We start from the raw sequence: 24,436 nt of genomic DNA, 5'->3' as shown, positions 1-24,436 counted from the left end.
CCGGGTTTGCGCATCCGGGCAGGTCCAAACCATAGCCATGCTCACGGCTGGCAATCAAGCGCTAACACGAGCCTGCTTGCATGTGCCGCAGGGGGCTTCTAAGGAGAACCCATGGTAGCCGATCATTTCTCACACGTGAAAACCTGGGTTTTCGACCTCGACAACACGTTATACCCGCCGGACGCCGCGCTGTTTTCCCAGATCGAGGTCAAAATGACCGATTGGGTGGCGCGCGAATTGAATGTCTCTCAGGACGAGGCCAACCGCCTGCGCAGCGCCTATTGGCGCGAATTCGGCACCACGCTTTCCGGCATGATGACCAAGCACGGCACCGATCCGCTGCCCTATCTGAGCTATGTACACGACATCGATTTTTCGGGCCTGACGTTTGACGCGGAACTCAAGGCCGCGATCACCAACCTGCCGGGGCGCAAGATCGTCTACACCAATGGCTCCGCGCCCTATGCCGAACGTGTGTTGGAAGCACGCGGGCTGACCGGGATTTTCAACGCGGTCTATGGCATTGAACATGCTGAGTTTCATCCCAAACCCAAGGCCGAAGCTTTTGACACTGTGCTGGGCCTCGACGGGGTGACGCCGACCGAGGCCGCGATGTTCGAGGACGATCCGCGCAATCTCGAAGTGCCGCATGAGCTCGGGATGAAGACGATCTATGTCGCGCCCTCGCCGCTCGACCCGCCTGCGCCCCATATCGATCACCACACCAACGATCTGGCGCGCTTCCTGCGCGATCTGATGTGATCTGACCCCGTCGGATTTGCCCAAGCCCGCTTGATCCAAATCAATCACCTGCGTCAAAGCGTCGCCGTGACGAAACGCGTGCCGTCACGTATTCCCGGTCGAAATCCAAAATACACGCCACTTCAAATCGCGGAGCACGCATATGACCGACGCCACTCTCGACCTCGCCTCGTCCCACGACGCCCATGATCACCACGAAGACGGCATCGCCACGCCGCGCGGTGTGGCGCTGTTTTTGCTGGTGGTTGTCGCGATTCTGGCCGCTGTCGTCTACGGCGCTTTCACCGTCGGCCCCTGGGTTCTGGGCGTGACCGCCGTCGCGACCGTGCCGGTGATCTACCTGGTGCTGATCCTGCTCACCATGGGCCGCTGAGCCGGAGTGACGCTCCCGAGAGGCGGCGCGCAGATGCTGTTGCCCCTTGGACAATCCGCTTTTTTGCACCTATCTCTGAGGCAAAGCCCACAGGTGCAGAGGAGGCCCGACCATGACATCCCCCCAAAACGACTCGGTTGATGTGGTGGTCTCAGGCGGCGGCATCGCCGGCCTGATCGCGGCGGCGGCTTTTGGCGCCTCCGGGTTCAAGACCCTCATGGTCGATCCATCGCAACCCGTCATCACAGGCGACGAGGCCAGCTCTGACCTGCGCTCCACCGCGTTCCTGCGCCCGGCGCGGGACCTTTTCCAACGCATCGGCATCTGGGACACGCTTGCGCCCCATGCGACGCCTTTGGAAGCGCTGCGTATTGTCGACACGCTTCCCGGTGAGGGCGGCACGCCTGCCGTGGTCCGCACGGAGCGGCAATTCGAAGGTCGCGAAAGTGGCGATGAGCCCTTTGGTTGGAACTTCCTGAACTGGGTGATCCGCCGCGAATTGGCCCGTGCGGTGCCGGATATCCCAAACGTCGAGCTGCGCTATGGCGTGGGGTTCAAGAGCCTTTTCACCCGCACCAGCGAGGCCCGCGTGACGCTCACCGATGGCTCCACCGTGCGCGCGAAACTGGTGGTCGCCGCTGATGGGCGCAACAGCCCGGTGCGCGAGGCGGCAGGGATCGGCGTCAAGACGACGCGCTATGGTCAGAAATCGCTGGCCTTCACCGCCACCCATGAGCTGCCGCATCACAATGTCTCGACGGAGATCTACCGCGAGGGCGGGCCGTTCACCATGGTGCCCCTGGCCGACATCGACGGCAAACATGCCTCCGCCATCGTCTGGATGAACAAGGGCCCCTATGCCACCGAGCTTTTGAACATGGAGGTGGAGGCCTTCAACGCCACCATGACCGCACGCTCTGCGGGGCTGTTTGGTAAGCTGGAACTGGCCTCAGGCCGGGGCATCTTTCCGATCATCACCCAGCTCGCGGATCAGCTGTCGAGCGAACGCGTCGCGGTGATCGCAGAAGCCGCGCATGTCTTGCCGCCCATCGGGGCGCAGGGGCTGAACACCTCTCTGAACGATCTGGCGGAACTCTTGGCGCTGGCCGAGAACGATCCTGCCGGCCTTGGCGGTCAGACCATGCTCGACGCCTATGCCATGACCCGGCATCGCGACATCACGGCGCGCGCCAAGGTGGTTGATGTTTTCAACCGCGTGGTGCGCTCCGAAGACGACATCCTGCGCGCGGTGCGGCTTTTGGGGCTGAAAGCGGTGCATGACCTGCGCCCGGTGCGGCGCAAGGTGATGGAAGCGGGGCTGGGGCCGATCTAAGGCGTCCCCTTTCCTGCCCCTCACCACTGTCTCATGTTTCTCGCGCGTTAAGGTTAATCAGATTAAGGTTAACGCGTGAGAAAGCGCTGAAACGCATCGCGTGGGTTTCCTTTGCTGCCCCAAATACTCAAAACCTTTTGGCCGGATGAGTATTTAGGGCACACAGGAAACCCTTAGCCCTGAACCGCATCCAGCGCCGCCTCCAATCGTGCAATCGTCGCATCGACGTCATAGAGCTTGTCCAACCCAAACAACCCAAGACGGAAGGTCGAGAACCCCTCGCCCTCATCGCATTGCAGCGGCACGCCCGCCGCGATTTGCACCCCATGGGCCGCAAAGGCCGCGCCGGTTTTGATCATTGGATCGTCCGTGTAACAAACCACGACACCCGGCGCCTCGACGCCGTCGGCCGCGACGGATTTAAAACCGCGCTCGGCCAGAAGGTGCCGCACCCGGCGACCCAATTCCCATTGCGCCTCGGAGAGTTTGTGAAAGCCGTACTCCTTGGTTTCCAGCATGGCGTCCCGGAAGGCACGCAGCGCATCCGTCGGCATGGTGGCGTGATAGGCGTGACCGCCGCCCGTGTAGGCCTCCATGATCGTCAGCCATTTACCAAGATCTATCGCGAAGGACGAGCTTTGGCGGGATTTCACGGCCCCGATGCCGCGCTCAGAGAGCATCACCAAACCGGCCGACGGCTGGGCGGACCAGCCCTTTTGCGGCGCGGAGATCAGCACATCAACGCCGGTCGCCTTCATATCGACCCAGGCACAGCCCGAGGCGATGCAATCGAGCACCATAAGCCCGCCGTGTTCATGCACGGCCTCCGCGAGCGCGCGGATATAGGCGTCGGGCAGGATCATGCCGGAGGCGGTTTCGACATGCGGCGCGAAGACGGCGGCGGGTTTCAACTCATGGATTTTGGCAATGGCCTCTTCCAAGGGCGCAGGCAAGAAGGCCGAGGTCGGCTCATTGCCGGTACGGCGCGCTTTCAGCACAGTCTGCGAGGCTGGAATATCGCCCGCTTCGAAAATTTGCGACCAGCGGAAAGAGAAAAAGCCGTTGCGGATCACCATGACATCTTCGCCGCCCGCGACCTGGCGCGCGACCGCCTCCATAGCAAAGGTGCCGCCGCCGGGGACGACCACGGCCGTGTCGGCAGAATAGACCTCGCAGAGCGTGTCGTGGATGTCGGTCATCACCTCTTGGAAGGCTTTCGACATGTGGTTGAGCGAGCGGTCGGTGAAAACCACCGAGAATTCAAGCAATCCATCGGGGTCGATATCGGAGCGTAAAGCGGTCATTGGGTCCTCCTCCCATTCTGATCGGTGGCACAAAGGCCACGCGCTGCGCGGCAGTTTTACAAGCGATCTGGACAGAGGGGCCTGTGTCCCCGCATAGTGATCCGCAAGATGCCACGCGTGTATCAGGGCCGAAAAGAGCACCGGACGCGCGAAAAAACAAGGCGTTGACCCGAGCAAAATAAAAGACCGCATCCGCAAAAATAGAGATGCGTCACCAGAGGCAGAGCGTCCGGCAAAGATCGGACAGAACATACAGGCAGAGCAGTCATGCCGACAGAAGAACTCATCGTGATGGGGTCCTCCATCGTGAACAATCCTATTGGGACGTCCTACGACTATCGCGGGGACGCCAATGACGGCGCCTATATGACCGGCGGCGAAAGCGTATTCGGCGACGACGACATCGTTGTCTTCATGATCGACAATGTGAACAGCGACGGCTCACTCGACAGCCAGTCCCAGGTGGTGTCCATCGTCGTCTATGACAATGCCGCCGATTACGCCAATGGCGAGAGTCTCTATGAGTATTCCAACACCGGCAGCGGCGGCTGGCCGTTGTGGTGGGGCGACGACACCGGCGATGTCGGCACCTCGGTCCATGATATGGGCGACAATTACCTTTATTTTCACGCGGGTGGCTTTACCTCAACCGATCCAAACGCCCCCGATCTCGATGACTTATTCCTCGCACCCGGCACGAATTTGCAGGATGAATTCCCGATCTGGCTCAGCCACGAGAATGACAACGACTATAACGGCGACGGCACCGTGGACGCCGAAGAAGAAGGCGACGGCATCTTCGAAGTCGACGAGAATAACACATTTGCCGAAGACGAGATCAGCGCCGCGATCTGTCTGGCACGGGGCGCGTTGATCGACACGCCGGAGGGGCCGCGCTTTGTCGAGACGCTCAAGGAGGGCGATCTGGTCCACACGCTCGATCACGGGCCGCAGCCCATTCGCTGGATCGGGTCGCGCCGCGTGGCCGCGACCGGGGCGCTGGCGCCGATCCTCATCAAGGCGGGCACTCTGGGCAATCTGCGCGATCTTTTGGTATCACCCAATCACCGCATGCTGATCCGTGGCCCGAAGGCCGAAGTTCTGTTTGGCGAGCGTGACGTTTTGGTCGCAGCGAAACATCTGGTCAATGACGCCACGATCCGCCCGGCCCCGCGCGCGGAGGTGGACTATTTCCACATGCTGTTCGACGCGCATCAGATCATTTTCGCCGAAAGCTGCCCAACCGAAAGCCTTTTCCCCGGCCAAGAGGCCTTGAACGCCGTCGATGAAAACGCCCGCGCAGAAATCCTGACGCTGTTTCCCGAACTGCATAAGGCCCCCACGGCCTTGTCCCGTTACGAATTGAAATCATGGGAGGCGCAGGCTCTGCGCCGTGTCTCCTGAACAGATCGAGAAGCCCTTGAAATGTCGACTGAAGAAATCCTGGTGATGGGCAGCTCGCTGCTCGACAATGTCGCGATTGGCACCAACAGCGGCGGCGGCAATGGCGGGCGTATGATGATCCACAACGGCACGATGCCGTTCGAAGAGGACGATATCGTCGTCATCACCGTTCAGAATGTCACGGATGGCGAAGTCTCCGGATCGAGCCAGATCACCGGGATCGTCGTCTATGACAGCGCCGCCGATTACGTGAATGGCACGACGCTCTACACCTATGAGCCGATGAACCCCGGCCAGACCGCGAGTATCCAGAGCGACCTCTCCGGTCTGGGCGACACCTATCTGCGGTTCAACGCCAATGTGATGGTGTCTTCCGACGGGGGACCGAGCCTCAACAACGTGCTGATCGCGCCCGGTCAGGATCTGACCGAATTGCGCCCGGTGATCCAGGTCGATCACGAGACGGACATGGATTACGACGGCGATGGCGTGATCGACCATGAGGGCGACGGCAATTTCAACATCGACAACAATCTGATCGCCGGAGAGATCATCAACGGCGCCGTCTGTCTGACCCGCGGCACGTTGATCGACACGCCCGCGGGGCCGCGCTTTATCGAGACGCTACAGGAGGGCGATCTGGTCAACACGCTGGATCACGGGGCCCAGCCCATTCGCTGGATCGGGTCGCGTCGTGTGCCCGCGACAGGGGCGCTCGCGCCGGTGCTGATCCGCATGGGGGCGCTTGGCAATCTGCGTGACATGTGGGTGAGCCAGAACCACCGCATGCTGGTGCGCGGTCCGCAGGCCGAGGTGCTGTTCGGCGAACGGGATGTCCTGGTCGCCGCCAAATATCTGGTCAACGATCATAGCATCCGCATTGTCGAGGGCGGCAAGGGCACCGGCATGGTGGAATCCGGCATGGTGGAGTATTTCCACATGCTTTTTGACGCGCATCAGATCGTCTTTGCCGAAGCCTGCCCGACCGAAAGCCTCTATCCGGGCCAAGAGGCGCTGAAATCCGTGTCGGATGAGGCGCGGTGTGAAATTTTGACGCTCTTCCCGGACTTCGAGGCAGAGTGCGCAAAGCCCGAGCTGTCGCGCTATGAGTTGAAATCCTGGGAGGCCAAGGCGCTTCGGGACCTTCGCGCATTGTCGCTCAGAAAGGCGAGCTGAGCGCGGCTTTCACGTCAGAGGCCAGATCGCCTGTCTCTGACACAGGCCGCAACAAAGGCACGGGCGAGCTTTTCAGCACGGGGCGGCAAAACGGCTGCGCGGCCAACCAACGGCGCATGTCCTCGCGTTTCGTGCGCGAATGAAACGGTCCCCAATCGGCGGCGACACCGCGCATGCCCTGGCTGACCACCCGGTCGCGGGCAACGGTTTTGTTCATGATCCTGACGGCACAGGCCAGGTTCATCTCGCCGTCTTTCAGCGCCTCGCCCGTGCCCGCCCGACAGTTGTAAAGCCGGGCTGTGGGCGGCGCGATCTGCACCAGCCCGTACCACAAGCCGCCCCCGCCGACGGCCGTCTCACGCCAGGTGCTTTCGTGATAGGACAGCGTCGAGAGAAGCCCGGCCCAAAACGCCGCGCGCCCGCTTTCGTCCTGCGTGGCATAGCCCGGACACCAGGTGTTGATGTCGCCCGGCACGGTCTTGATCAGGCTCTGCCCATGGCTTGCCACCGCCGCCATCGCCGCGCGCGTCCAGGCCGGGCCGCGCGACTGATTTTTCCAGCGCAGTTTCGGCATGCGGATTTCGTAGGGACGCGGCTTCGGCAGCGGGCTGACAGACAAGGGCGCAACAGGTGCCGACATGGTCGAGGTGGTGTCAGAGGCCAAAGTGGCCCCGGCACTCATCACGAGTGCGCAGGCTATGCCAAAAACCCCTTTTCGACACATGCTCACAACATTTCACCTCTCATACGCGTCCCTCCTTATAGGTCCGGGCGCAGGTTTTTGCAAAGCCTGCGCGCAGGGAGCCCGCCTCGAAGACTCACGCAGTCTGACCTGAGAGGGGCGCAAAACCGGCCATGACCCGCCATATTTTAGCCAACCTCCTCTGGCTCCATACTCTCGGCCCTTATTTTAAAAAAGTGTAGATCATGTCATTTCCAGACCTCGCCCCCTTGCTCAAACTCTTCGACGCGTTGCCCGGCCTCGACACACCGTATCAGGCCGGACTGCTCCTCTTTGCGGTCTTCGTGCTTCTGTCTTATCGGTTTTTTACCTCGCCAGAGACGGTTCTGCTCAAACGCGTTGCCATCGCGATCTTTCTCGTTCTTGCCTTTGTTCCGACCGTCATCTGGGTGGTGTTTTCACAACTCACCGGACGCGGCATGACCCTGCCGTTTCTCATGACAGGTGCCTCGAAACACGCCAAAAACCTGTTTATTGATTTCCGTTCAGACAAGACCGATCCCGATCTCTTCGACGAGCGCAGAGCCATTGAGGAAATGGATCGGTTCGGTGCGGACGGCGACTGGCAGGCGCTTCACGACCTCTTGCGCGACAATGATCGCCGGTGCGCAGCCACGCCGACCGGCTACGCGATCAACCAAACCTTGTTGGATCACCTGTTTCAGCCCTTCGACGTCATGCGGGACGCCGCCTATGAGGGCGGGTTCGATATCAACCTCGACACTTTGCGCGACAATGTGCAGCCCTATCGGGACCGGTTTGAGGCGCAGCCCGACGACTATATCGCGGCCGCGCTTTACGCGCGGGCGCATGTCGCCGCCGGTTGGGCCGCACGCGGGGAAATCTCGTTTGACATGATCAAGCCGCAAAATCTCGAGGCGTTTCTGGCGCATTTTTCAGAAGCCAACCGAATCCTGCATCGCTTTCCCGCCCGTGAGTACGACAGCGCGCTTCTGGCCCATATCGACTACGAGCTCTGCATCGGAAGCCCCCATGGCGCAGAGGAAATCCGGGCCAAATTCACAACGCTCCAGCGGCTCGATCCCGCCAACCCGCGCATTTATACCCGGCACGGCCTCCGGCTCTTGCCCCGGTGGTTCGGCGATTATCCAGAACTCGACGCCACAGCGCGTGCGCTGGCGGCACAGACCGAACCTCTCTTCGGCAAGGGCGCTTATGCGCTGACCTATTTGACGGCCCTTGAATATGACGAAGAGGCGCAGGCCAAAGTCGACCCCGAGCTGTTCATCGAAGCTGTCGAGGATTTTGTCACCTACACCGGCACGCAAATGGCCGTGAACCTGATGGCGCATCGCCTGATGACCGTGAGAGAGACCACTGAGACAGGGCCGCTCAGAACTGCGATTGACGCCTATGTACCAGCGCTCTTGAAAGAGGATCTGCTCTATGTGCTGCCTGAGATTTGGGAAAATATGGACGCGCGCAGCATACGCGGCATGTTGAGCCTCATGTGGATGGACGTGCTCGAAACCGGCAAACAGGTGCATTACACCTCCACTGGCGTCAAAATTCGTGAGGCCGACGCCGTCTGAGCCGCAAGGTTGCGCGGCTTGACCTCTTGCCCCCCGCGCGGCCCTGTCCTAGAAGGCTAGAAAACGCCAATCGAGGACCGCAAATCATGCTTGACCATCTCGAATATGCCGCACCGAAAGTGAAGACCATCGCCGGTGCGAAAGAGGATTGGGAACTCGTCATCGGGATGGAGATTCACGCCCAGGTCGCCTCCGAGGCCAAGCTGTTCTCCGGCGCCTCCACGCAATTCGGCAATGAGCCGAACTCGAACGTGTCCTTCGTGGATGCGGCGATGCCGGGCATGTTGCCGGTGATCAACGAATATTGCGTCGAGCAAGCGGTGCGCACGGGGCTAGGTCTCAAGGCGGACATCAACCTGTTTTCGGCCTTTGATCGCAAGAACTATTTCTACCCGGACCTGCCGCAGGGCTATCAGATTTCGCAGCTTTACCATCCGATCGTGGGCGAAGGCGAGGTTTTGGTCGATATGGAGCCCGGGATCGCCCGCAAGGTGCGGATCGAGCGCATTCACCTTGAACAGGACGCGGGCAAATCGATCCACGACATGGACCCGACCATGTCTTTCGTCGATTTGAACCGCACCGGTGTGGCGCTGATGGAGATTGTCTCGCGCCCCGACATTCGCGGGCCGGAAGAGGCCGCCGCTTACGTCCTGAAACTGCGTCAGATCCTGCGCTATCTGGGCACCTGTGACGGCAACATGCAGAACGGCAACCTGCGCGCCGACGTGAACGTGTCCGTGTGCCGTCCGGGTCAGTATGAGAAGTACCAGGAGACGCAGGATTTCTCGCATTTGGGCACCCGTTGCGAGATCAAGAACATGAACTCCACGCGGTTTATCCAGATGGCCATCGACTATGAGGCCCGCCGCCAGATCGCCATCCTCGAAGACGGCGGCACGGTCGATCAGGAAACCCGCCTCTATGATGCGGCCAAGAACGAAACCCGGTCCATGCGCTCAAAAGAGGAAGCACACGACTACCGCTATTTCCCCTGCCCCGATCTTCTGCCCTTGGAGATCGAACAAGAGTGGGTGGACGACATCGCGAAAAGCCTGCCGGAACTGCCGGACGAGAAAAAAGCGCGTTTCGTCAAAGACTTCGGCCTGTCGGAATATGACGCGGGCGTTTTGACCGCCGACACGGTGAATGCGGACTTTTTCGAGAAAGTCGTGGCCGTCGGCGAAGACGGCAAGCTCTCGGCCAACTGGGTGATCAACGAACTGTTCGGCCGTCTGAAAAAGGACGACACCGACATCGCGGAAAGCCCGGTCAGCCCGGAGCAACTCGGCGAGATCGTCAAGCTGATCAAGGCGGACACAATCTCCGGCAAGATCGCCAAAGACCTCTTCGAGATCGTCTACACCGAGGGCGGCAACCCCGCCGAGATCGTCGAAGCGCGCGGCATGAAACAGGTGACCGATACGGGCGCCATCGAGGCCGCCGTGGATGAGATCATCGCCGCCAACCCGGCGCAGGTCGAGAAAGCCAAAGCCAACCCGAAACTCGCGGGCTGGTTCGTCGGTCAGGTGATGAAAGCCACCGGCGGCAAGGCCAACCCGAAAGCGGTGGACGCGCTGGTCAAATCCAAGCTCGGCCTCTGAGCCGTGCCCAAACTGAGCAAGCCGTCCTTTTTGGGGCGGCTTTTTCATGTCAGGAGCAGAGAATGACCTTTCCTACGCCGCATATCTCCACACTGATCGATGTCCGCCCCGACTGGGTGGATTACAACGGCCATATCAATATGGCCTATTACGCCGTGATCATGGATTTGGGCGGCGATCAGATGTACCCGCTCCTCGGGCTGGGCGAGACCTACGCCAAGACCCAAGCGCACACCAGCTACACCGCCGAGGTGCACATCTGTTACAAGCGCGAGCTGAAACTGGGCGACCGGGTGCGGGTTCAGACGCAGCTTTTGGACTTTGACGCGAAGCGCATGGTGCTGTTCCATGAGATCCATCACGAAGACGGCTGGATCGCAGCGACTGCCGAGGAATTGCTCCTGCATATCGACATGTCGGGGCCGCGCGTCGTGCCCTTTCCGCCGGAGATCGCGGAAAATCTCGCGGCGCTGAAACAGGCGCATTCTGCTCTGCCCCGTCCTGCACAGGCCGGACGTGCGATTTCTCTGGCGAACAAGGCCGCCTGATGGCGTCAATCCTCCGTTAAGCCCTCTCGCGTAAGGCTATGACAGGAAGGAGATCGCCATGTCCCATTACGAATATATCGCCATTCCCGCCCCCCATGAGGGCGAAGCCAGTTCCGCCGCGCAAACACCACAGGCCCGGCTCGCCGATGCCGTCACCGTGCGCTTGAACGCGATGGCCGGCGACGGCTGGACCTATCTGCGCTCGGACGAGTTCACCCTGAACGGCGTCGAAGGCAAACAAGCCGTGCTGATTTTCCGCCGCGAAAGCGACTTTGGAGTCTTCGCGGGCGACAAGCCGGAATACGGCACCTTCGCCACGCCCTGATCGGGACAGGTTTGCGGTTCCATGCGCATGTGATTCCTGCGCACTTGACCCCCTCAGAAGATCGGCTACACCGGGGGCAACAAGGAGACGCTCGAATGCCCCGTTACGAATACCTGACCCTGCCCGCCCCGCGCAAAGGCGAGAAATCCAAGGGCGCGAAAACGCCCGAAGCCCGGATCGCGCAGGCGATGCAGAGCCTGTTGAACGAAAAGGGCCGCGAGGGCTGGGAGTATCTGCGCGCCGATCTGGTGCCGATGGAAGAACGCGCCGGGATCACGTCGAAAACCGTGAACTATCATACGGTTCTGGTGTTTCGCCGCGAGCTTGGAGAGGCCTCCGAGATGGCGTCTACCCTTGAAGCCGTGGTCGAGGCCGCACCTGCGCGCAAGTCGCTGGCCGCAGATCGTGACACGCCGCCGCCGTCCGTGCCCTTCCCCGCGAAGCCCGAGAAAGGCGCAGGCGCCGAGGCCCGCAAAGTCGCGCCCGATGTGGCCGAGGAAATCGCCGAAGACCGCGAGTCTTAAAGCGTTTCTCAAAAAACTTGAGACACTCATTTTTTGAGAAACGCAGCAATATCAATTCAGTGTGGCAACGTTTTTCGCTCAATCTAATTCAGATTAAACGAAAAACGCTTTAAGCCCTGCGCTTAGACATCCAGATCAAGCGCCAGCGCGTGAATGCGGGGCACCAGATCGCCTAAGGCTTTGTGCACCATGCGGTGGCGCGCGACCCGGGACTGGCCTTCGAAGGCTGTGCTGCGGATCAGCACGTTGAAATGCGTCTCGCCCGAGGCGCCTTCGGTGCCCGCATGTCCCGCGTGCGCAGCGCTGTCATCCACGACCAGCAATTCACTGGGCGCAAAGGCATTTTGCAAACGTTCACGGATTTGATCGGCAATTGTCATCATCGGCCCCTTTTCCATTTTGTCGTTCTCATCTAAAGTCTTGCGTCCGAGTCGAAAAGGTTGAGGCAGATGGATAAAAAAGACCCCTTCGGTTTTGATATGTCGGTATCTTCCGCGAAAAAGAACAAACGCGGCGGCCGCAGAGGCATGTCCGGCGCGTTCGAAACCTCCAAACGCAAATGCGAATGGGAGGGCTGTGAGGAAGCGGGCCAGTATCGTGCGCCGCGCTCCCCGGATCACCTCGACGAGTACAAATGGTTCTGCAAGGAACATGTGCGCGAATATAATCTGCAGTGGAATTTCTTCACCAATGCGACCGAGGCCGAGATGGATGCGGCCCATAAATCGTCCCAGACCGGCGACCGCCCGACCAAGCCCTTTGGCAAGAAATCGGTCGAACAGCGCGCCTGGGAACGCCTCGGCATCGACGATGCCCATGAGGTTCTGGGCGAAAACGCCACGCGCAATCCGGGCAAATCGGACCCTTCGGCGCCGACCCGCAAATTGCCGCCGGTGGAGCGTCAGGCGATCGAGATTCTGGAGGCCAAGGACCATTGGACCAAGGCCGAGATCAAGAAACAATATCGCGCCCTGATCAAGGTGCTGCACCCCGACGTGAACGGCGGCGACCGTTCGCAAGAGGAGCAGTTGCAACAGGTGGTCTGGGCCTGGGACCAGCTCAAGGAAAGCCGCTGGTTCAAGTGATCCATCGGCACGCATCGCCTTTAAAAACCGCCCCCAACCGGGCGGTTTTTTTAGTGTCCGCGGATCGGATTTAACCCGGTGGCAAGCTTAGCGCGTGTAAAATAAGGCCTCTTCATCTGGCGCCATGCAGGGTCGAACCATGAAAATGTCATATCGCATGTGGAACATCGCCTTCCATTTGTCCTTTCTGTGGACCAGCACAACCTGCATGCTGCTGTCGAGCCATCCGCATTTCGTCGCAGAATTCGGATTGAATTCCGCATCGCTGCTGACCTCGGTGGCGGTTCTGTCGGCTATGGTCATCGGCGTGCGCCTGCGCAGGTTTTGGGCATCTGGCCCGATGAATGTGCTCTGGGCGGCTGCCGTCACGTCGCTTTTGGCCGCAGGTCTTGCCTTGACCGTGACACATCTGGCGAATGTGCTGTTCTACGGGGACAGGTTTTTGAGCCTGATCTATTTGCCGTTGACCTTTGCCTCTGCCACCTTGCTTGTGCCCATGGAGTTGGTCTCACACCCCATAGCCGCACTGGTTTGGGTCACGGGCAGCATCATGACGGCGATCTTTGCCCGGCTGACCTGTCACGTCCAAAAACAGGCGCAGTCGCAAAATCGCCCGGTACCGCACTCCGTCCAAGGCGCACGCAGAAAGCCACGGGCCCAGGAGTAAAACCGATTAGGCTCAATGAGCTGCCCCGTCTGCTTTTTTGCCACGCAGGGCACGGATCAGTGGATTGATCACCTTGGCCACGATGGGGATCAGGATCAACCCGTAGATCAGGCCGAAAATACCATCGAAGAAGGCGGTAACGAACCAGGTGACGAACTCCGCCGCACCTTTGAGCGCATGCGCCGCCAGTTCGGCGATATGGTGGATGTCCTCATAGGGATGGTGCAGGCCCAACTCGTGCAGCCCGTGGATCACGATAGAGCCGCCGACCCAGATCATCGCCGCCGTGCCGACGATCATCAGAAGCTTCATCAGGAACGGCATGAATTTCACAATGCCACGCCCCAGAGTACGGGTGGCCGAGAGCCGTCCGACACGTGCCAGCCAAAGCCCGAAATCATCGGCTTTGACGATCAACGCGACACTGCCATAGACAACCACGGTGATCAGAATGCCCGCGAGCGCCAATGCGCCCGCCTCGAACCAGATCGACAGCCCCGGATCGAGTGCGGAGAGAATGATCGTCATGATCTCGGCGGAGAGGATGAAATCGGTTTTCACCGCGCCGGAGACCTTTTGCTCTTCGAGATGGGTGGGGTCGCCCTGTGCGGGCTGACCATCGGCATGGGGCGCGTGGGGTTTGAACAGGTGATAGACTTTCTCGGCGCCCTCGAAGCAAAGATAGGAGCCCCCCAGCATCAAGAGCGGCATGATCAGCCAAGGCGCAAAGCTCGACAGGAGGAGCGCCAGCGGCAGAAGGATCACCAATTTGTTGCGGATCGAGCCAAGCGCGATCTTGCCGACAATGGGCAATTCGCGCGCGGGGGCAAAGCCATGGACATATTTCGGCGTCACGGCGGCGTCGTCAATCACGGCACCTGCGGCCTTGGCGGAGGCTTTCGCCGCCTGTGCCGCGACATCGTCCACATTGGCCGCCGCCACTTTCGCGATCCCCGCGACATCGTCCAAAAGCGCCAGAAGACCGCTCATCTCATTGTCCCCACAGAAAAACTACATTGGACCGTATCTAGGCACGAACCGATCAGAAGGCCAACCCGAACCGCATAAAAAAGCGGGGCGCGCGCGCATATCGCACACACCCCGCCTCCGCATGAACCGCGACAGATTACATGGCCGGCAAAAGCACCTTGTCGATCACATGGATCACGCCGTTCGATTGGTCCACATCGGCGATGGTGACGGTGGCAGCATTGCCCTGTTCGTCCTCGATCATCACCATGCCGTCTTTGACCATGGCTTTGAGCGTGCAACCGCCCACGGTCGGCACGTCATGCACGCCGCCGTCGTCTTCGATCATGCCGACAAGCGCCTCGGACATCACGTCAGCGGCGACCACGTGGCAGGTCAGGATTTTGGTCAACTGATCCTTGTTTGCAGGCTCAAGGAGGGTCTCGACCGTGCCCTCGGGCAGCGCGGCAAAGGCCTCGTTCGAGGGCGCGAAGACGGTGAACGGCCCCTCGCCCGACAGCGTCTCGACAAGACCCGCAGCCTGAACGGCGGCCACAAGCGTGGTGTGGTCGGCGGAATTCACGGCGTTTTCGACGATATTTTTGTCGGCGAACATCTCGGCACCGCCCACCATCGGGTTCTTGGCCATGTGATCGTCCGCAAATGCGGTGGTGGCCAGAAGCGTCGCGGTGGCGGCGGCAAAAATCGTGCGTTTCATGAGGTGTCTCCCTTAAATGCCCCGACCCAGCGTCGAGGTTGTAAAGGCTACGGGACGGATCCAAGGGCAGATCACCGCGCGACAATCACAACAGATCACAGGGCCGTGAGGCTTTGCACAGGGCGCCCTCAGAGAATGCGGGCCTCTGCGGCGCACTGCCCCTTGCACCCGACGGCGCGACAGGGCAAGAAGTCAGGTGAGACGAATTCCAAGAGAACGGGCAAGATCATGGACGCGAGCGCAAAACCGACCGAAACCATTTCCGTGCGCGATGTTTTCGGCATCGACACCGACATGACGGTGAAAGGCTTTGCCGAAGGCTCGGACCGTGTGCCCGCGCTGGACCCGACCTATAAATTCGACCCGGACACCACGATGGCGATCCTCGCGGGTTTTAGCCACAATCGTCGCGTGATGGTTCAGGGCTATCACGGCACGGGCAAATCCACCCACATCGAACAGGTGGCCGCGCGCCTCAACTGGCCGTCGGTGCGTGTGAACCTCGACAGCCACATCAGCCGGATCGACCTGATCGGCAAAGACGCGATCAAGCTCGTGGACGGCAAACAGATCACGGTGTTCCAGGAAGGCATCCTGCCCTGGGCGCTGCGCAACCCCTGCGCCATCGTGTTCGACGAATATGATGCGGGCCGCGCCGACGTGATGTTCGTGATCCAGCGCGTGTTGGAGGCGGACGGCAAGCTGACGCTTCTCGACCAGAACGAGGTGATCACGCCGAACCCCTATTTCCGCCTCTTCGCCACCGCCAACACCGTGGGTCTGGGCGACACGACGGGCCTGTACCACGGCACGCAACAGATCAACCAGGCACAGATGGACCGCTGGAGCCTCGTCGCGACGCTCAACTATCTGAGCCACGATGCGGAATCGAATATCGTCCTGTCGAAGGCGCCGCATTACAACACGGAAAAAGGCCGCAAGACGATCAGCCAGATGGTGACCGTCGCGGATCTGACCCGCACCGCCTTCATGAACGGCGATCTCTCAACCGTGATGAGCCCGCGGACCGTGATCACCTGGGCGCAGAACGCGGAGATTTTCCGCGATGTCGGCTATGCCTTCCGCCTGACGTTCCTGAACAAATGCGATGAATTGGAGCGCCAGACCGTGGCTGAATTCTATCAGCGGTGTTTTGACGAGGAACTGCCCGAGTCGGCAGCCTCTGTGGCGGGCTAAACGCGCTATCAATTCGAGATTGAAAGCGGGCCTTCGGGTCCGCTTTTTCTTTGGGATCAAGACATTGGCGCAACGCGCGCCGTGGTTAAGCGCCGTGAAACCAATTTCTGCCACGCTGATACCATGCGTTGGCTCTCGGTCATAACCGCCGCTTTGGTCATCAGCCTCACTGCGGCCCAGTCCGCCCCGGCCCTCCCGGCCCGGGACAGCTCTCTTTCGGACCCGCTGTTGCGCAGCTTTGCCTATTGCGCCGGGCGGTTTTCGGCGGAGTTGGAATTCAGCTGGATGTTTGCCGAAATGGACAGCGACCGGATCGCCCGAGAGCGACTGGCGATGATCTCGTTGCTCGACGCCGTCAGCCCGGTTGATGAGGGACCAAACGTGCTGCACCTGCGGCTGGTTGCCAAGTTTGCCCATAGCGAATTGCTGACCGGGATGCGGTTCAATAGCCGGCCCGAAGAGGCCGCACTCGCCAGACACCGCGCCGAGGTCGAGATCGCGCAGTGCCGCGCCCTGATTTTAAGCTGAACCGAAAGGTATAGCCATAGTATATACAAAACTCTTGCCAGAAAGACGAATCCCGCCTAGCCTCAATGTAACAAATCCACGACAGACAAAGGCCATGACACGACACGCACGCACAGAGTCTCTTTCCCAAACCCGCTCTAAACCCTTGGGCTGGATCGGAAAAACGGCTGCGCTTTTGTGTCTTATGTCCGCTTTTGCCACGCCGCTGCGCGCCGCCCCTGTGCCCGCCGACGACCCTTTGGCCCGGCAATTCGCCTATTGCGCCGGACGGCTGTCGGCGGAGGCTCAGCATCATGAGGATCGGGAACTTTATGCATTGAAAGAGGCGATGCAGGAGCTTTTGGCGGCGCTGATTTCACCAGAGTCCGGGCCTGCCTATGAAGAGCTGCGCATCGCGGGCCATGTATCACAGAGCGAATTGCTGGCCGTGTCGCGGTTTTCTTTCGACCCGCGCGAGGCGGACCGTGCCAAGGCGCTGGCCGCCGAAAACATGCGGCAATGTCGCGGGATTCTGCTCGGCGGTTGAGGCCTGATCCACGTAAAAAGGCCCGCCAAAATGACGGGCCTTTTCGCCTTACATGTGCGTGGTTTATACCATCGTTAGAAAGACTTACGCCTCGCGTGCCGCTTTCGTGGCTTTGGTCCACCAGGTCAGATCACCCAGCATCGCTTCGACGGACGGCAGGATGCCCGCTTCGATCTCGGACATCTCGGCATTGGCGCCCAGCGGGGACACTTTGAAGAAGTCGGAGCCGGAGATGTAAACGGCGGAGCGCACCGGCACCATTTGCAGGTTGATCACCACGGCGCGCAGATGCTCGACCGCACGCGCGCCACCGACAGCACCGTAACCGAAAACGGCGGCAGGTTTGCGCACCCATTCCTTACCGGCCTGATCCAGCGCGTTTTTCAACGAGGCCGGGATCGAGGAGTTATACTCGGGCGTCAGGAAGATATAGCCGTCATATTCGGCCATTTTTTCCTGCCATGCGACAGCTTTTTCGTCAGAGGACGGCATCCAGAGGTTCGAGGCCATCTCGTTGAACATCGGCAATTCGTAATCTTTCAGATCGACGAGATCGAAATCCAGATCAGAGCTGAGCTCTTTCACTTTTGCAAAGAGCCATTGCGCCGGTTTGTCGGCAAAACGGGCATCACGGGTGGAGCCAATAACGATGGCAATTTTCGGGTTGGACATAGGGACTTCCTTTTACATACGCACATCTCGGGGAGGAGGGGGTGATGTGTCTTGCCCCTAAATAAATCCGCACATACAAAAGCTTCAAGACGACATTATGTGCGCAAGAGTTGGAAAGCCTGTGCACCCCTGCGACGTCCTTGACTCTTGGCGCTTTTTTCAGCGTATCCCCGGTCGCATCCCTGCACGGCTCTTTCGTTTGTCTTTCGCTTGCCCGGCCTCAAATCGCATGATTTAACGAGCCTATGACCAAGCCCTCAGACAACCCGGCCGATCCGTTTAAAAAAGCACTCGCGGAAGCGACGAAAGTCCTGGCCGACGATGGCGATTTGACCGTCACCTATTCGATGGACCCCTCGGGGATTTCCGGTGATACCGTGCGCTTGCCGCAAGTGTCGCGCCGGATGTCGAAGGATGAGGTGCTGATCGCGCGCGGCACCGCCGACGCTTTGGCTTTGCGCCATAAATTCCACGACCAAAGCACGTTCCAACGCTACGCCCCGCCGGGACAGATGGCCTATGACATCTACAACGCGCTGGAAACCGCACGCTGCGAGGCCGCCGGCGCGCGCTTCATGCCCGGCACCGGCAAGAACATCGACGCCAAGATCGGCCATGAGGCCATGCGCCGAGGCTATGACGGCATTTCCAAACGCGAAGACGCGCCGCTGGCGCAGGCGATGGGCTATTATCTCCGCGAAAAGGCGACCGGGCGGACGCTGCCCGCAGGTGCGGACAATGTGCTCGATCTGTGGCGCGATTTCATCGAAGGTCAGACGACGGACACGTTTGAAGACCTCGACAGTCTGCTTGAGGATCAAAAGGGCTTTGCCCGCCTCGCCCGCCGCGTGATCGAAGAGCTTGGCTACGGCGATCAGCTGGGCGAGGACCCGGATCAGACTGACCCGGAAGAGGATCAATCCGCCGAGACCGAGGAACAGGACGAAGAGCCGGACAGCCAGGGTGAAGAGCAGGAGCAGGAGGACGAAAACGAGGCCAGCTCCGAAGACACCCAGGAAGAACAGCAGGACATGCAGGAGGCCACCGCGTCCTCCGACGACATGGCCGAGGATGAGTTCTCCGAGGAAGTCGAGCTGCCGCAGGACGAGAGCGACGTCGAACCGCCGCAGCCCGCGCCCATCTCGGATGCCGACCCGAATTATCAGGTCTTCACCTCCGCGCATGACGAAGAGATCATGGCCGAGGAACTGGCGGAACCCGCCGAGCTTGAACGCCTGCGCGCCTATCTCGACCAGCAGTTGGAGCCGCTGAAAGGCGCCGTCTCGCGACTGGCGAACAAATTGCAGCGCCGTCTTCAGGCGCAACAGAACCGCTCCTGGGAGTTCGATCTCGAAGAGGGCATTTTGGACGCGGGGCGTCTCGCGCGTGTGGTGGCGAACCCGACGACGCCGCTGTCCTTCAAGGTCGAAAAAGACACCGAGTTCCGCGACACTGTGGTGACGCTTTTGCTCGACAACTCCGGCTCGATGCGCGGACGCCCGATCTCCATCGCCGCAATCTGTGCCGATGTGCTGGCCCGCACGCTGGAGCGGTGCAACGTCAAGGTCGAGGTCCTGGGCTTTACCACGCGGGCGTGGAAAGGCGGGCTGTCGCGCGAGGAATGGCTGAGCCAGGGCCGTCCGCAACAGCCGGGCCGTTTGAACGATCTGCGCCACATCATCTACAAATCCGCCGACGCGCCGATGCGTCGGACGCGGGCCAATCTGGGCCTGATGATGAAAGAAGGCCTGCTCAAGGAAAACATCGACGGTGAGGCGCTTGAATGGGCGCATCGCCGGATCACGGCGCGTCCCGAGGCGCGCAAGATCCTTATGGTGATCTCCGACGGCGCGCCGGTCGATGACAGCACGCTCTCCGTCAACCCCGCGAATTATCTGGAAAAACACCTGCGCGATGTGATCGCCATGGTCGAAAAACGCCGTCAGGTGGAGCTTTTGGCCATCGGCATCGGCCATGACGTGACGCGGTACTACGACCGCGCCGTGACCATCACCGACGCCGAGCAACTGGCCGGTGCGATGACGGAGCAGCTCGCGTCCCTGTTCGACAGTGACCCGCGGGCGCGTGCGCGCGTGATGGGCATGCGCCGCGCCTCTTGAGCGCTATTTGAGTATTTTAAACTGCAATGAAGGACATTGAAAAATGTTCCAAAGCTTTGACGTGACCTCTCGCCCAGACCAGGCCGCCCCGCGTGTGACCGCGCTGCGCCAAGAGATGAGTGAGGCCGGGCTCGACGCCTTTCTCGTGCCGCGCGCCGATGCGCATCAGGGCGAATATGTCGCCCCTTGTGACGAGCGTCTGGCCTGGCTCACCGGCTTCACCGGATCGGCGGGGTTTGCCGTGGTGCTCAAGGGCCGTGCGGCTGTGTTCACCGATGGGCGGTATACGGTTCAGGTGCGCGCCCAATGCGATTCGAAGATTTTCGATTACGTCGATTGGCCGGGGACGTCTTTGGGCGGCTGGCTTTTGGGAGAGACGGCGGAAAAGATCGGCTTTGATCCCTGGCTGCACACGATCCGTGAGGTCGAGGGCCTGCGTCAGATGCTTGCGGGCAGCGGCAAGGAGCTGATCTCCACGGGCAATCTGGTGAACAAAATCTGGAGCGACCGCCCGGCCCGGCCCTCTGAGCCGGTGGCAACCCAACCCTTTGAGCTTACGGGGAAAACCTCAGAGGAGAAATTCGCGGAAATTGGCGACGCGGTGGCGGCACAGGGCGCCGAAGCGGTGGTGCTCACCCTGCCCGACAGCCTGTCGTGGCTCTTGAACATTCGCGGCTCTGACATCGCGCATAACCCGGTGGTGCAGGCCTTTGGCATTCTGACCGTGACCGGGAGGCTGATGCTGTTTGACGAGGCCACGAAATATACCCATCTCGGCCCGGACCCGCGCATTTCCATCCTGCCGCGTGCCGCTTTCGGCGCCGCTTTGGCGGAGCTGACGGGGCGTGTGCTGGTCGATCCCGGCAGCGCGCCCTTCGCGGTCAAAACCATGCTGAAACACGCCGAAATCGTTGAGGGCACGGACCCCTGCATTCTGCCGAAGGCCTGCAAAACGCCCCAGGAAATCGCCGGTTCGCGCGAGGCACATCTCAGAGACGGCGCGGCGATGGTCGAGTTCCTGAGCTGGCTGTCCGAACAGATGCCCGAGGATTTGACCGAGATCGAAGTGGTGAAACAACTCGAATCCTTCCGTGCCGCCACGGGTCAGCTCAAGGACATCTCTTTCGACACGATCTGTGGCTCCGGTCCCAATGGCGCCATCGTGCATTACAGGGTGACCGACGACACGAACCGCGCGCTGAAAGAAGGTGAGCTTTTGCTGATCGACAGCGGCGCGCAGTATCAAGACGGCACCACCGACATCACCCGCACCGTCGCTTTGGGCGATCCGGGCGCGGAGGAACGCGCCGCTTTCACCGCCGTGTTGCAGGGCATGATCGCAATCTCCACAGCGCGCTTTCCGCGTGGCGTGGCGGGCGGGCACCTCGATGCGCTGGCGCGTGCGCCACTGTGGCGGATGGGGCGCGATTATGACCACGGCACAGGCCATGGTGTCGGCGCTTACCTGTCAGTTCACGAGGGCCCGCAACGGATTTCCCGGCTCTCGATGTTGCCGCTCGAAGAGGGCATGATCCTGTCGAACGAGCCGGGCTATTACCGCGAAGGCGCTTACGGCATCCGCATCGAAAACCTGATCGTGGTGCAGGAGGGGCCTGAGCTGACCGGCGCCGATCCCCGCGAGATGCTGAGTTTCGAGACGCTCACCTGGGTGCCGATCGACCGCACTTTGATCCTCGCCGACGAGCTGGCTCCCTGGGAACAGGATTGGATCAACGCCTATCACGAAGAGGTCTGGGATAAGCTCAAGGATCGTGTCTCCAAACATGCCAAAACCTGGCTGCGGCAAGCGGTTGCACCTGTCTGACATATACCTGACATGCAAAGCCTGATAGAACCTTGTCGAAACCGACAAAAGCGCGTTGTGGCGACCCTTTATACGACGTTTTGACGGGACGTTTTCAGGCCCGTCTGGCTTCATGTTTGCGGTCAATGGGTCTAAGCTGCGCGCAACACAAATAAAAAGGACGACGACATGGGAGATCACATCAAAATTCGCCCCGCTGCGGGCAAATGGGTGGTGCGCGCGGGCGGGGCCGTTCTGGGCGAAACCGCCAATGCGCTGGAGTTGACCGAGGGTGATTACCCGCCGGTGATCTATTTCCCGCGCGAAGACCTTGCCATGGCGTTTTTGGAGGAAACCGACACCGTCGCGGCCTGTCCGTTCAAAGGCACGGCCAAGCATTTCGACATTCACACCAAATCCGTGGTGATCGAAAACGCCGCCTGGAGCTATGAAGAGCCCAATGACGTGGCCGCAGAGGTCAAAGGCTACATCGCCTTCTACGCCCAAAAGGCCGCTGTCGAGCAGCTCTGAACTTTTTCTTGGTCTAAAGCGTTTTTCAAAAACTTGAGGCACTCAATTTTTGAAAAACGCAGCAAGATCAATTCAGTGTCGCAACGTTTTTCGCTCAATCTGATTCAGATTAAACGAAAAACGCTTTAAATACTCATGAAAACGCGGGGCAGATCTGTCCCGCGTTTTGCGTTTACGAATGCTCTTCCGCCGCCGTTTCCGCCAGTTTACGCGAAAACACCCGCAACGCGTCGACTTGAAACAACGCGCCATGCAGCTCGGCGCCGGTGTCCTCGCGCAGGGTCACCACCGGGATAAAGATCAGATTGTTCTTCTCAAACAAAGGCATGGCCTTTTCCAGCGTGGCATTGGGCGAGAGGTAAATCCCCTGCCCGATCAGCTCGCGACAGGCCTCCTCGGAGGCCGCCCGCGGGGCGTCGGGTTTGCGGTAGCATTGATGCACCCGGACGGTGGCCAAGAGATAGGCCTGAGGCCCCGCCGCCAGATGCACGTTGCGGCGCTCCAAAAGGGTGAGGAAGAACGAGCGATCCACCAGACGCGACGCCAAAGCGGTGGACAAGGAGACGGTGACCATCACCGCCAATCCCGTCTGCCAGTCGCCAGTGAGTTCAAAGACGATCAAGGTGGTGGAAATCGGCGCGCCCAGAACGGCCGCCGCCACCGCCCCCATCCCCGCAAGCGCATAAAGCGTCGCAGTGCCGGAGACGGTCGGAAAGATCGCCGTCGCCACGAGGCCGAAAGACAGCCCCGTCAGCGACCCGACCATCAGCGCCGGCGAAAACACGCCCCCGCCCATGCGGCCCGCCATGGTGATGGAGACGGCGATGACCTTGATCACTGTGTAGATCACCGCCTGCCACAACAGCAGCTGTCCGGTGAGCGCATAAGAGGTCGTCTCATAGCCGACCCCGATGATATGTGGGAATTGGATGGCGATCAGGCCCAGCAGGAGCCCGGCGAAGGCGGGTCTGAGCACTGGCGGCAGGTGCAGCTTTTCCTGCACCCAGCTGCCAAAATCATCCGCCATGAAAATCGTCCGCATCATCAGGACGGCGACCAACCCGCACAAAAGCCCAAGAAGCAAAAAGGCCGGCAATTCCACGTAGAACGTCAGGGCACCCTCGGCGGCCAGCGTGAATTCGGTCACACCGCCGAATTCCATCCGGTTGATCACCGTGCCCGCCACAGAGGCGATGGCAATCGGGGCAAAGGCGTGGACGGCGAAATGACGGAGCACCACTTCGAGCGCGAACAAGGCGCCCGCGATGGGCGCGTTAAATGAGGCCGAGACAGCGGCGGCCACGGCACAGCCCAAGAGATCCCGCCCGGTGATGCCATCGGCATGCAGCCGGTTCGACACCCATGTCGAGATCACCCCCGCTAAGTGCACCACGGGCCCTTCGCGCCCCGAAGAGCCGCCCGTGGAAAGCGTGATGAGAGAGGCCAGCGCGGAGGCAAGGCCCGCACGTTTCTCCACCCGGCCCTCGTTCATCGCGGCGCCCTCGATCACATCGGCGACCGAGCGCACGCGGCCGTCCGGCGTGAACCAGTTCAACACGATGCCGACCAAAAGCCCGCCGAAGACCGGCAAAAGCAGCACCCAGAACCAAGGCAGCTCGCTTGCGAAACTGTGCAGGTGGCGCAGGTCATGGGTGCCGTAAAACAGGCCCTGCAGATAATCGATCGCCTTGCGAAACGACAGCGCGGCAAAGCCCGAGGCGATCCCGATCAACAGCGCAATGAACCAGAACTGGATCTGGCTCGGCCCACGACGGCGCATCAGGTCGAGCGCCTCGATCAGACCCTCGCGGATGTCCTGAAACGCTTTCGCCGGATATGCCGTTTTGTCCTCGGCCATCTGTTTCCCCCGCCCTCGCTTTTATCGTCGTTCTCGCCCCGTACCCTCTGACGCAGCGACAGTCGCTCAAAACCGCCCAGACATGCGCATCCGCTTTCCCTGACTGCCCGCCT

General features: G+C 60.5%; 25 protein-coding genes. 18 read left to right on the top strand and 7 right to left on the bottom strand.

What is annotated here, in order from left to right:
- Positions 1-111: 111 nt before the first annotated feature.
- The 3 genes from HCZ23_RS02580 to HCZ23_RS02570 all read left to right on the top strand — a co-directional run bounded on the left by HCZ23_RS02580 (position 112) and on the right by HCZ23_RS02570 (position 2,468).
- Positions 112-762 carry a pyrimidine 5'-nucleotidase gene (locus HCZ23_RS02580; protein ID WP_167600113.1) on the top strand — a complete coding sequence of 217 codons (651 nt, stop codon included), beginning with the start codon at positions 112-114 and terminating at the stop codon, positions 760-762.
- Between the two features lie 142 nt (positions 763-904).
- Positions 905-1,135, top strand: coding sequence for a hypothetical protein (locus tag HCZ23_RS02575; RefSeq protein WP_167600112.1), 231 nt, complete (start codon positions 905-907; stop codon positions 1,133-1,135).
- A 112-nt stretch (positions 1,136-1,247) separates the two neighbouring features.
- Positions 1,248-2,468, top strand: coding sequence for an FAD-dependent monooxygenase (locus HCZ23_RS02570; RefSeq protein ID WP_167600111.1), 1,221 nt, complete (start codon positions 1,248-1,250; stop codon positions 2,466-2,468).
- Between the two features lie 173 nt (positions 2,469-2,641).
- Here HCZ23_RS02570 and HCZ23_RS02565 read toward each other — a convergent pair whose 3' ends face one another.
- Positions 2,642-3,772 carry an aminotransferase class V-fold PLP-dependent enzyme gene (locus tag HCZ23_RS02565; RefSeq protein WP_167600110.1) on the bottom strand — a complete coding sequence of 377 codons (1,131 nt, stop codon included), beginning with the start codon at positions 3,770-3,772 and terminating at the stop codon, positions 2,642-2,644.
- 267 nt (positions 3,773-4,039) lie between these two features.
- Here HCZ23_RS02565 and HCZ23_RS02560 point away from each other — a divergent pair, with 267 nt between their 5' ends.
- The gene (locus tag HCZ23_RS02560; protein ID WP_254869867.1) at positions 4,040-5,176 is read left to right on the top strand and encodes a Hint domain-containing protein; all 1,137 of its coding nucleotides are present in this window, start codon (positions 4,040-4,042) and stop codon (positions 5,174-5,176) included.
- 21 nt (positions 5,177-5,197) lie between these two features.
- On the top strand, positions 5,198-6,352 hold the full coding sequence (locus HCZ23_RS02555) for a Hint domain-containing protein (protein WP_254869866.1): 1,155 nt from the start codon (positions 5,198-5,200) through the stop codon (positions 6,350-6,352).
- Here HCZ23_RS02555 and HCZ23_RS02550 read toward each other — a convergent pair.
- Positions 6,336-7,034, bottom strand: a complete 699-nt coding sequence (locus tag HCZ23_RS02550; RefSeq protein WP_254869865.1) for a transglycosylase SLT domain-containing protein — start codon at positions 7,032-7,034, stop codon at positions 6,336-6,338. The genes HCZ23_RS02555 and HCZ23_RS02550 overlap by 17 nt on opposite strands.
- 245 nt (positions 7,035-7,279) lie before the next feature.
- Here HCZ23_RS02550 and HCZ23_RS02545 point away from each other — a divergent pair, with 245 nt between their 5' ends.
- The 5 genes from HCZ23_RS02545 to HCZ23_RS02525 all read left to right on the top strand — a co-directional run bounded on the left by HCZ23_RS02545 (position 7,280) and on the right by HCZ23_RS02525 (position 11,648).
- The gene (locus HCZ23_RS02545) at positions 7,280-8,647 is read left to right on the top strand and encodes a hypothetical protein (protein ID WP_167600109.1); all 1,368 of its coding nucleotides are present in this window, start codon (positions 7,280-7,282) and stop codon (positions 8,645-8,647) included.
- 86 nt (positions 8,648-8,733) lie between these two features.
- Entirely contained in the window at positions 8,734-10,251 is a 1,518-nt protein-coding gene (gatB, locus tag HCZ23_RS02540; RefSeq protein ID WP_167600108.1) for an Asp-tRNA(Asn)/Glu-tRNA(Gln) amidotransferase subunit GatB, read from the top strand.
- 62 nt (positions 10,252-10,313) lie between these two features.
- Positions 10,314-10,799 (top strand): thioesterase family protein, encoded by a 486-nt coding sequence (locus tag HCZ23_RS02535; protein WP_167600107.1) that lies wholly within the window; start codon positions 10,314-10,316, stop codon positions 10,797-10,799.
- Positions 10,800-10,857: 58 nt separating this feature from the next.
- Positions 10,858-11,124 carry a hypothetical protein gene (locus HCZ23_RS02530; protein ID WP_167600106.1) on the top strand — a complete coding sequence of 89 codons (267 nt, stop codon included), beginning with the start codon at positions 10,858-10,860 and terminating at the stop codon, positions 11,122-11,124.
- Positions 11,125-11,219: 95 nt separating this feature from the next.
- Positions 11,220-11,648, top strand: a complete 429-nt coding sequence (locus HCZ23_RS02525; protein ID WP_167600105.1) for a DUF4177 domain-containing protein — start codon at positions 11,220-11,222, stop codon at positions 11,646-11,648.
- Between the two features lie 122 nt (positions 11,649-11,770).
- Here HCZ23_RS02525 and HCZ23_RS02520 read toward each other — a convergent pair whose 3' ends face one another.
- A complete protein-coding gene (locus tag HCZ23_RS02520) occupies positions 11,771-12,028 on the bottom strand; it encodes a BolA family transcriptional regulator (protein ID WP_167600104.1) in 258 nt (85 codons plus the stop codon).
- 69 nt (positions 12,029-12,097) lie between these two features.
- Between HCZ23_RS02520 and HCZ23_RS02515 the strand changes: the two genes are divergently transcribed.
- Together HCZ23_RS02515 and HCZ23_RS02510 are read left to right on the top strand one after the other, a co-directional pair.
- The gene (locus HCZ23_RS02515) at positions 12,098-12,733 is read left to right on the top strand and encodes a J domain-containing protein (RefSeq protein ID WP_167600103.1); all 636 of its coding nucleotides are present in this window, start codon (positions 12,098-12,100) and stop codon (positions 12,731-12,733) included.
- A gap of 139 nt (positions 12,734-12,872) precedes the next feature.
- Positions 12,873-13,400, top strand: a complete 528-nt coding sequence (locus HCZ23_RS02510) for a hypothetical protein (protein WP_167600102.1) — start codon at positions 12,873-12,875, stop codon at positions 13,398-13,400.
- Between the two features lie 12 nt (positions 13,401-13,412).
- On the opposite strand, the gene HCZ23_RS02505 is transcribed toward HCZ23_RS02510, so the two are convergent.
- Both HCZ23_RS02505 and HCZ23_RS02500 read right to left on the bottom strand, forming a co-directional pair.
- Positions 13,413-14,390, bottom strand: coding sequence for a DUF808 domain-containing protein (locus HCZ23_RS02505; protein ID WP_167600101.1), 978 nt, complete (start codon positions 14,388-14,390; stop codon positions 13,413-13,415).
- 136 nt (positions 14,391-14,526) lie between these two features.
- Positions 14,527-15,087, bottom strand: coding sequence for a fasciclin domain-containing protein (locus tag HCZ23_RS02500; protein WP_167600100.1), 561 nt, complete (start codon positions 15,085-15,087; stop codon positions 14,527-14,529).
- A 228-nt stretch (positions 15,088-15,315) separates the two neighbouring features.
- Between HCZ23_RS02500 and cobS the strand changes: the two genes are divergently transcribed.
- The 3 genes from cobS to HCZ23_RS02485 all read left to right on the top strand — a co-directional run bounded on the left by cobS (position 15,316) and on the right by HCZ23_RS02485 (position 17,338).
- Positions 15,316-16,284 carry a cobaltochelatase subunit CobS gene (gene cobS, locus HCZ23_RS02495; RefSeq protein WP_167600099.1) on the top strand — a complete coding sequence of 323 codons (969 nt, stop codon included), beginning with the start codon at positions 15,316-15,318 and terminating at the stop codon, positions 16,282-16,284.
- Between the two features lie 123 nt (positions 16,285-16,407).
- Positions 16,408-16,812 (top strand): hypothetical protein, encoded by a 405-nt coding sequence (locus HCZ23_RS02490; RefSeq protein ID WP_167600098.1) that lies wholly within the window; start codon positions 16,408-16,410, stop codon positions 16,810-16,812.
- A gap of 184 nt (positions 16,813-16,996) precedes the next feature.
- Positions 16,997-17,338 carry a hypothetical protein gene (locus tag HCZ23_RS02485; protein ID WP_167600097.1) on the top strand — a complete coding sequence of 114 codons (342 nt, stop codon included), beginning with the start codon at positions 16,997-16,999 and terminating at the stop codon, positions 17,336-17,338.
- Between the two features lie 84 nt (positions 17,339-17,422).
- On the opposite strand, the gene HCZ23_RS02480 is transcribed toward HCZ23_RS02485, so the two are convergent.
- Complete coding sequence (locus tag HCZ23_RS02480; protein ID WP_167600096.1) at positions 17,423-18,010, bottom strand: NADPH-dependent FMN reductase; 588 nt, start codon at positions 18,008-18,010, stop codon at positions 17,423-17,425.
- A 245-nt stretch (positions 18,011-18,255) separates the two neighbouring features.
- Here HCZ23_RS02480 and cobT point away from each other — a divergent pair, with 245 nt between their 5' ends.
- The 3 genes from cobT to HCZ23_RS02465 all read left to right on the top strand — a co-directional run bounded on the left by cobT (position 18,256) and on the right by HCZ23_RS02465 (position 22,465).
- A complete protein-coding gene (cobT, locus tag HCZ23_RS02475; RefSeq protein ID WP_167600095.1) occupies positions 18,256-20,130 on the top strand; it encodes a cobaltochelatase subunit CobT in 1,875 nt (624 codons plus the stop codon).
- A 43-nt stretch (positions 20,131-20,173) separates the two neighbouring features.
- A complete protein-coding gene (locus HCZ23_RS02470; RefSeq protein WP_167600094.1) occupies positions 20,174-21,955 on the top strand; it encodes an aminopeptidase P family protein in 1,782 nt (593 codons plus the stop codon).
- 168 nt (positions 21,956-22,123) lie between these two features.
- The gene (locus HCZ23_RS02465; protein ID WP_167600093.1) at positions 22,124-22,465 is read left to right on the top strand and encodes a DUF427 domain-containing protein; all 342 of its coding nucleotides are present in this window, start codon (positions 22,124-22,126) and stop codon (positions 22,463-22,465) included.
- Positions 22,466-22,637: 172 nt separating this feature from the next.
- On the opposite strand, the gene HCZ23_RS02460 is transcribed toward HCZ23_RS02465, so the two are convergent.
- Positions 22,638-24,323: a chloride channel protein gene (locus HCZ23_RS02460; protein ID WP_167600092.1), complete on the bottom strand. Its 1,686-nt coding sequence runs from the start codon at positions 24,321-24,323 to the stop codon at positions 22,638-22,640.
- Positions 24,324-24,436: the final 113 nt, after the last annotated feature.

Source organism: Celeribacter sp. HF31 (assembly GCF_011806455.1).
Classification (GTDB): domain Bacteria; phylum Pseudomonadota; class Alphaproteobacteria; order Rhodobacterales; family Rhodobacteraceae; genus Celeribacter.
Note: the sequence above shows the minus strand (reverse complement) of the source record. Positions and strands in the feature narration are given on the sequence as shown.

What these genes read in the sequence shown, in the direction of transcription:
- HCZ23_RS02580 (WP_167600113.1), top strand. Translation starts at nt 112, where the DNA reads ATGGTAGCCGATCATTTCTCACACGTGAAAACCTGGGTTTTCGACCTC.
- HCZ23_RS02575 (WP_167600112.1), top strand. Translation starts at nt 905, where the DNA reads ATGACCGACGCCACTCTCGACCTCGCCTCGTCCCACGACGCCCATGAT.
- HCZ23_RS02570 (WP_167600111.1), top strand. Translation starts at nt 1,248, where the DNA reads ATGACATCCCCCCAAAACGACTCGGTTGATGTGGTGGTCTCAGGCGGC.
- HCZ23_RS02565 (WP_167600110.1), bottom strand. Translation starts at nt 3,772, where the DNA reads ATGACCGCTTTACGCTCCGATATCGACCCCGATGGATTGCTTGAATTC.
- HCZ23_RS02560 (WP_254869867.1), top strand. Translation starts at nt 4,040, where the DNA reads ATGCCGACAGAAGAACTCATCGTGATGGGGTCCTCCATCGTGAACAAT.
- HCZ23_RS02555 (WP_254869866.1), top strand. Translation starts at nt 5,198, where the DNA reads ATGTCGACTGAAGAAATCCTGGTGATGGGCAGCTCGCTGCTCGACAAT.
- HCZ23_RS02550 (WP_254869865.1), bottom strand. Translation starts at nt 7,034, where the DNA reads ATGAGTGCCGGGGCCACTTTGGCCTCTGACACCACCTCGACCATGTCG.
- HCZ23_RS02545 (WP_167600109.1), top strand. Translation starts at nt 7,280, where the DNA reads ATGTCATTTCCAGACCTCGCCCCCTTGCTCAAACTCTTCGACGCGTTG.
- gatB (WP_167600108.1), top strand. Translation starts at nt 8,734, where the DNA reads ATGCTTGACCATCTCGAATATGCCGCACCGAAAGTGAAGACCATCGCC.
- HCZ23_RS02535 (WP_167600107.1), top strand. Translation starts at nt 10,314, where the DNA reads ATGACCTTTCCTACGCCGCATATCTCCACACTGATCGATGTCCGCCCC.
- HCZ23_RS02530 (WP_167600106.1), top strand. Translation starts at nt 10,858, where the DNA reads ATGTCCCATTACGAATATATCGCCATTCCCGCCCCCCATGAGGGCGAA.
- HCZ23_RS02525 (WP_167600105.1), top strand. Translation starts at nt 11,220, where the DNA reads ATGCCCCGTTACGAATACCTGACCCTGCCCGCCCCGCGCAAAGGCGAG.
- HCZ23_RS02520 (WP_167600104.1), bottom strand. Translation starts at nt 12,028, where the DNA reads ATGACAATTGCCGATCAAATCCGTGAACGTTTGCAAAATGCCTTTGCG.
- HCZ23_RS02515 (WP_167600103.1), top strand. Translation starts at nt 12,098, where the DNA reads ATGGATAAAAAAGACCCCTTCGGTTTTGATATGTCGGTATCTTCCGCG.
- HCZ23_RS02510 (WP_167600102.1), top strand. Translation starts at nt 12,873, where the DNA reads ATGAAAATGTCATATCGCATGTGGAACATCGCCTTCCATTTGTCCTTT.
- HCZ23_RS02505 (WP_167600101.1), bottom strand. Translation starts at nt 14,390, where the DNA reads ATGAGCGGTCTTCTGGCGCTTTTGGACGATGTCGCGGGGATCGCGAAA.
- HCZ23_RS02500 (WP_167600100.1), bottom strand. Translation starts at nt 15,087, where the DNA reads ATGAAACGCACGATTTTTGCCGCCGCCACCGCGACGCTTCTGGCCACC.
- cobS (WP_167600099.1), top strand. Translation starts at nt 15,316, where the DNA reads ATGGACGCGAGCGCAAAACCGACCGAAACCATTTCCGTGCGCGATGTT.
- HCZ23_RS02490 (WP_167600098.1), top strand. Translation starts at nt 16,408, where the DNA reads ATGCGTTGGCTCTCGGTCATAACCGCCGCTTTGGTCATCAGCCTCACT.
- HCZ23_RS02485 (WP_167600097.1), top strand. Translation starts at nt 16,997, where the DNA reads ATGTCCGCTTTTGCCACGCCGCTGCGCGCCGCCCCTGTGCCCGCCGAC.
- HCZ23_RS02480 (WP_167600096.1), bottom strand. Translation starts at nt 18,010, where the DNA reads ATGTCCAACCCGAAAATTGCCATCGTTATTGGCTCCACCCGTGATGCC.
- cobT (WP_167600095.1), top strand. Translation starts at nt 18,256, where the DNA reads ATGACCAAGCCCTCAGACAACCCGGCCGATCCGTTTAAAAAAGCACTC.
- HCZ23_RS02470 (WP_167600094.1), top strand. Translation starts at nt 20,174, where the DNA reads ATGTTCCAAAGCTTTGACGTGACCTCTCGCCCAGACCAGGCCGCCCCG.
- HCZ23_RS02465 (WP_167600093.1), top strand. Translation starts at nt 22,124, where the DNA reads ATGGGAGATCACATCAAAATTCGCCCCGCTGCGGGCAAATGGGTGGTG.
- HCZ23_RS02460 (WP_167600092.1), bottom strand. Translation starts at nt 24,323, where the DNA reads ATGGCCGAGGACAAAACGGCATATCCGGCGAAAGCGTTTCAGGACATC.